At 49.2% G+C, this 6387-nt stretch carries 4 protein-coding genes; 3 read left to right on the top strand and 1 reads right to left on the bottom strand.

Going from position 1 to position 6387, the window contains the following annotated elements; genetic code table 11:
* Window positions 1–247 precede the first annotated feature (247 nt).
* From cas1f to csy1, 3 genes are all read left to right on the top strand, one after another.
* Window positions 248–1201: a type I-F CRISPR-associated endonuclease Cas1f gene (cas1f, locus tag ACNRUY_RS18780; protein WP_488113188.1), complete on the top strand. Its 954-nt coding sequence runs from the start codon at window positions 248–250 to the stop codon at window positions 1199–1201.
* 4 nt (window positions 1202–1205) lie between these two features.
* Window positions 1206–4586, top strand: coding sequence for a type I-F CRISPR-associated helicase Cas3f (gene cas3f, locus ACNRUY_RS18785; protein ID WP_488113189.1), 3381 nt, complete (start codon window positions 1206–1208; stop codon window positions 4584–4586).
* Between the two features lie 263 nt (window positions 4587–4849).
* Window positions 4850–6121 (top strand): type I-F CRISPR-associated protein Csy1, encoded by a 1272-nt coding sequence (gene csy1 / locus ACNRUY_RS18790; RefSeq protein WP_488113190.1) that lies wholly within the window; start codon window positions 4850–4852, stop codon window positions 6119–6121.
* 71 nt (window positions 6122–6192) lie between these two features.
* Here the strand turns inward: csy1 and ACNRUY_RS18795 are convergent.
* Window positions 6193–6387, bottom strand: a 195-nt coding sequence (locus ACNRUY_RS18795; RefSeq protein ID WP_488113191.1) for an IS3 family transposase, incomplete at its 5' end; no start/stop codon positions are given.

Genomic DNA, 6387 nt, shown 5'->3' on the forward strand with positions numbered 1-6387 from the left:
CAGCAAGCAATAGGCTAAGGCGATGAATTGCCTGTTTTTGTGCGCCCCTTCATGGAACCGGAAGCGGTACGGGATTTTTTCCTTCCCTACAGGGATTTGCTACTCCCCGAATGAATGTGCCCGGAAAACAATAATCACTTTACGGTCAAGGACAGCGGCCAGAATACTGGATGATTCGGCATTTACCTTTAAATAACTTGTACCATAAAATCGGATAAACCCAACAAGAAAGATCGGATCTTGCTGCATGGACCAACCTCTGTCTTCCGACCTGAAAGCCATTTTGCATTCAAAAAGAGCCAACATTTACTACCTGGAAAAATGCCGGGTGATGCAGAAAGATGGGCGGGTGCTTTATCTGACGGAAGCAAAAAAAGAAAACCAGTACTGGAATATTCCCATTGCCAACACCACCTGCCTGTTACTGGGAACAGGGACATCGATCACCCAGGCAGCCATGAGAATGCTCGCCTCGGCGGGTGTACTGGTAGGCTTTTGTGGTGGCGGTGGAACCCCCTTGTTAATGGCTAATGAGGTGGAGTGGCTAACACCACAAAGTGAATACCGGCCTACAGAATACCTGCAAGGCTGGCTGTCCTTCTGGTTTGATGACAGTAAGCGCTTACAGGCGGCACAAGCCTTTCAGCAGGCCCGGATCGATTTTCTCCGAGGCGCCTGGAGTAAAGACCGGGATCTTCGGGCTGAAGGTTTTCATGCAGATGATGCCGATATCAGTCAGGCCCTGGACGGATTTAAAAGCCAGATCACAACCGCAAAAAAAGTCGGTGATTTATTGCAGACAGAAGCCCTGCTCACCAGGCACCTCTATAAAATTGCCGCCCGTCGTACAAAATACGGCGAGTTTACCCGTATAAGAGAAGGTGAAGATCTGGCCAATGCTTTTTTAAATCATGGCAACTACCTGGCCTATGGGCTCGCCGCTACAACCCTGTGGGTGCTGGGCATTCCCCACGGTTTTGCAGTTATGCATGGCAAAACCCGCCGTGGGGCTCTGGTATTTGATGTTGCAGACCTGATAAAAGACAGCCTGATTCTCCCCTGGGCGTTTATTTGCGCCAAAGAGGGCGCTACCGAACAGGAGTTCCGGCAGCAATGTTTACAGGCCTTTACCGACCATAAAGCACTGGACTTTATGTTTAACCAGGTAAAAGCCGTGGCGCTAAAAACTGCCGGGGAATAATGCCATGATGGTCACCTTTGTCTCACAGTGTGAGAAAAATGCCCTGAAGAAAACCCGCCGTGTACTGGATGCCTTTGCCAACCGCATTGGTGATAATGTCTGGCAGACCATTATTACCCAGGACGGGTTAAATGCGGTTAAAAAGTTACTGCGCCGCACGGCCAGTAAAAATACAGCGGTCAGCTGTCACTGGATCCGGTCACGGGCACGGAGTGAACTGGTCTGGGTGGTGGGAAAAAGGGATAAGTTTGATAGTCAGGGGGCAGTGCCGGTCAATAGCACGCAGCGCAACCTGTTAAACCACTCCATGGAAAGGGACTGGCATTATCTGCCATTAATCAAGGCGCTTACCGCACTGTCTGCTTTACTGCACGACTGGGGTAAGGCAAGTGCGCTGTTTCAGAAAAAACTACAGCCCGAGAATAAGCAGAAATTGAAAGGCGACCCCATTCGTCATGAATGGATTTCCTGTTTGCTGCTTGATGCCCTGGTACAACAATCTTCAAACCCATCCACGGACGCTGACTGGCTGAACAGTCTTGCCAAAGGGGATATTGATGAAAAAGCGATGATCGAGGCGGTCAGCCACAGCGCTTCAAAGCCTCTGGCCGGACTCCCATCCATAGCATCTCTTGTCGCCTGGCTTGTGCTCACCCATCATCGACTGCCAATAACCCAGCAGGATTATCGGGGTGAAGCCGCAAAAGACATTGAGGATGTACTGAAAAAAATCACTAAAGAGTGGGGGTATGAAAATCGTTATGACGAACAGGACTACCAGGCCCGCTTAAAAAGCTGCTTCCAGTTTCCTAAAGGCTTGATCAGTGCGTCAAGCCCCTGGCTGAAAGCCGTTAAGAAATGGTCCCGGCGGTTGCTGGACAGCAGTGCGCTGGCGACTCAGGCGCTGGAAAATGGCAGTTACCGGGTGGTTCTCCATCATGCCCGGCTGGCGCTGATGCTGGGGGATCATTTCTATTCCTCTCAGCCTGCCGATAAACACTGGTGCAATACAACCGGCTTATTTGCCAATACCGATCAGCAAACCAAAATGCTGAAACAAAAGCTGGATGAGCATTTAGTGGGTGTGGCGAAGCAAGGATTAAAAACCGCTCACCTGTTACCGGCTTTTGAAACAGAGCCTCCCGTCGCCCAGGACCTCCCCCGTTTAAAAAAACGCAGCCCGGCCCTTTTCGGCTGGCAGGATAAAGCGGTTGCCAAAATAAAACAGTGGCAGTCTGAAAAACCAAAACAACCCACCGGCTTTTTTGCGGTGAATATGGCCAGTACCGGCTGCGGGAAAACCTTTGCCAATGCCAAAGTTATGCGAGCCATGTCTGATGATGGCAATAGCCTGCGTTACACCCTGGCCCTTGGCTTGCGAACACTCACCCTGCAAACCGGTGATGAGTACCGTGAACGTATCGGGCTGGACAACAGTGAACTGGCGGTACTGATCGGCTCCCGGGCCGTTATGACCTTACATCAGCTGGCAAAAGCAGACGAGCAGCAGGAAAGCCTTGAACATAGCGGCTCCCTGTCCCGGGAATCGCTTCTGAACGAACCCGTTGACTTTGACTGCGCAATCCCGGAAAAGGGCTTTGAAACCGTACTGACCTGTGAACGGGACCGGAAATTTCTTTATGCGCCGGTACTGGCCTGCACCATTGACCATATGATGGCGGCAACGGAAACCAAAAGGGGAGGCCGATATATATTGCCCTGCTTGCGTTTGCTGTCTTCTGACCTGGTCATTGATGAAATTGATGATTTTACCGGTAACGACCTGGTGGCCATCGGTAGGCTGATATTTTTAGCGGGCATGTTAGGGCGAAAGGTGATGATTTCATCGGCCACTGTTCCACCGGATATGGCTGAAGGGTATTTCAAAGCGTATCGTGATGGCTGGCAGCTTTACTGTAAAACCCGAAATGCCAGTGTTGTTATTGGCTGTGCCTGGATTGATGAATTTCAGACCCGGGTAGAAAGCCACCCCCACACGGAACTCAAGCCTGCGATTCTTGGCTATCGAACGGCTCATGCCGACTTTATCGCTCGTCGTGTGATGCACCTGGAAAAAGCCGTTGTGAAGCGCAGGGCGGATATTATCCATTGCCAGCCCGTCATTGATATCCAGGCGGGAACTCTTAACGATGAACAGGTGACTGAAAACAAGACACTGGCTTATTACCAGCTGATGGCAGAGGCGGCCTTATGCAAGCACCAGCATCATTGCTCGGTTGACCCGAAAACAGGACTGAAGGTTTCTTTTGGTGTTATTCGTGTGGCAAATATTCAACCCTGTGTCAATCTGGCGAAGTACCTGCTTGATTATCCGTGGCCTGAAACGCATGAGGTGCGGTTAATGGCCTATCATAGCCAGCAGGTATTATTGCTGCGCCACACCCAGGAGCAACATCTGGATCGTGTGTTAAAACGCAAGGAAGCGGAAGGGCAGCCCCCGGCCGCTTTTGCTGACCCAGTGATCCGTCAACACCTGGACAAAGTAAGACGACTTAACCCGACGGTTGAACATACTCTTTTTCTGCTGGTCGCAACCCCTGTTGAGGAAGTGGGGCGTGATCATGATTTTGACTGGGCAGTGGCCGAACCGTCCTCTTATCGCTCACTTATCCAGCTCTCAGGCAGGGTCCGTCGTCATCGAAACGGCAAGCAGCATGTGCTGAAAGAGACCAATATTGCCATTATGCAATACAACCTGAAAGGCGTTCTTGAACACCCAAAAAAAGAAAAAAAGAGAGTGTTTGTCAAACCGGGTTTTGAAGACGCCTTACCGTTACAGCACCATAATATGGATACACTGGTCAATACCAAAGCCATTGGCCAGCGACTGGATGCCATTCCCCGAATACAGAAACCACAAAACTACTCAGCCGGTTATTTTCACTCACTCACATCGGCCTCCACCCTGGGCGAACTGGAGCACTACGCCACCTGGCGATACCTGGCTAATTACCAGCATAAAGGACCTTCTTCGCTGCAGGGGTATGTACAGGAAGCCTGGTTTCTTACGGCACTGCCACAGGCATTGACACCTTTCAGGGAAGGCCTGCCAACAAAACAAACCTTTCTGGTTTATAACCCGGACACGGACAACAGCACTTTTTGTGAAAAGAATGAACAGGGCGAGGTGGTTGAGCGGGAACAGGTGCTGGGTATCCATCGTACAGAACTGACAGCAGAGGCCATTGAAAAACTCTGGTTGATACGTGATTTCAAAACAGAAGTGGCGCATCAGGCGGAAAAGCTGGAAAGAAGTATGCGCAGTACTTCCCTTCGGTTGGGCGAGTTAGCCTTTCCAGATAATCAGAATGCAGCGTATGAGTATAACGATCAGTTAGGGTTGGTCAGGATTAAAAAGCAGTGACCGTGCATTCCCATGCAGAGAGTATCACGAAGCCCAGGCTCCCACTCTTCGGCGTGGGAGCCTGCCTGTTAAATAGCTTCCGGTTTCATCGTTAAGCGGCCTGTTCGGCAGTGAACGGTTTAGGTAATTACTACATTTCTAAGCGGCCTTAATCCGGCAGAGCAACTACCACAGTCTTTTAATGTAGTTAATTTCTACAGGTTTGCACGTGTAAAGCAACGCATCTAAAATACCTGAAATTTTAAAAATCAGGGTGCTATGTAATGCTTGATCCTGTAATAACCCACTTTTTTGATGAAAGAAAATCGGCCTGGCTGAAAAAAAACCTGAAAACTTCCATGAGCGCCGGGGAAGAGGCAGAGAAGAAAGCGGAATGCGACCATCTGTTCGATCTGGAAACCTGGTTGCCCAATGCCGCCAGGCGAGCCGGACAAATATCCATATCCACCCACCCCTGTACCTTTAGTCACCCCAGCGCCCGTAAAAACAAAAATAGCTATGTCACATCCGTTATCGCCAAAAGTGAGGCAAAAAAGGATGGTTTTCTGCGTAGCGGTAATATCAATGTTGCCGCAGATGCCCTGGGCAATGCCGCAGCACTTGATGTCTATAAGTTTCTCACCCTGTTAGTGAGTGATGGCCACACCCTGCTGGATCACCTGGAAAGAGACACCCCTCTGGCAACAGAGCTGTTTAGCATCAAAAGCCAAAGCTACGAGGAACTCAAACAGGGCTTTTTAGCCATGACTCAAAGCAGTGGTGAATCAGTAACAAGCTCCAAAATCAAACAAGTCTACTTCCCCATCAGCAAAAACCGCTATCACCTGTTATCGCTATTAACGCCTTCAGGAATTGTCTTCGACTTACGAAAAAGGCTGGATGTCCTGCGTTTTGGCGATGACATTAAAGTCAAAGACATCAGGGAGAAAAGAAAAAAAGGGGAATATGATCCCCATGGCTACCGTGAAATCTATGGCCTCACCACCATCGGTTACGGGGGTACAAAACCACAAAATATCAGTGTGCTGAATAACCAGAATGGCGGCAAGGCCCATCTATTACTGAGCCTCCCTCCTGCCCTTGAAAAACGGGGTATTCAGTTGCCCAATAAAGACTTTTTTACCCAGTCATTCCGTTATAACGAATGTAAAGAACTATTCCACGGCCTGCATAAACTCTACCGGCAAGACCCCAATAATTTTCATATTCGTGCTGAAAAGGAGGATTATTACCAGGCCATCGTCAATCAAGTGATGGCAAAAATGTGGCAAATTCGTTCAGTGGCTTCAGCACAATACAACCCGGAATATAACCAGCTGGATCAGGATCAGAAAATCTGGCTGCTTGAGGACGATCACTTCAAAAAGCGGCGGGAAACAGAGGATGACTGGCTGGACAGCATCATCCAATCCATCACGGATTATATGTTTCACGGCTACGAAAAAACACTACCGAAAGCAGCCTGTATGCTGGGAGACGGGGAAAAGCGTCATATGCACAAGATTGTTGACAAAAACAGGGAGGCACTCCGATGAGCGGTGTCATTAAAACCTTATTGTTATTGCCTCATCTTAAAATTCTGGTGTTACCCACTAAAAGTGGACACCTATTGTTGATTTACTTCTTCAAACTTAGCAGGGCTAAGATAACCCAGTGCTGAGTGACGTCGAGTTCTGTTATAGAACATTTCGATGTACTCGAAGATACTGGATCGGGCCTGATCAAGTGTTTGAAACCGCTCCGCATAAACCAACTCAACTTTGAGTCGACTAAAAAACGATTCCATAGCCGCATTATCCCA

This window comes from Endozoicomonas sp. Z74, from assembly GCF_057680865.1.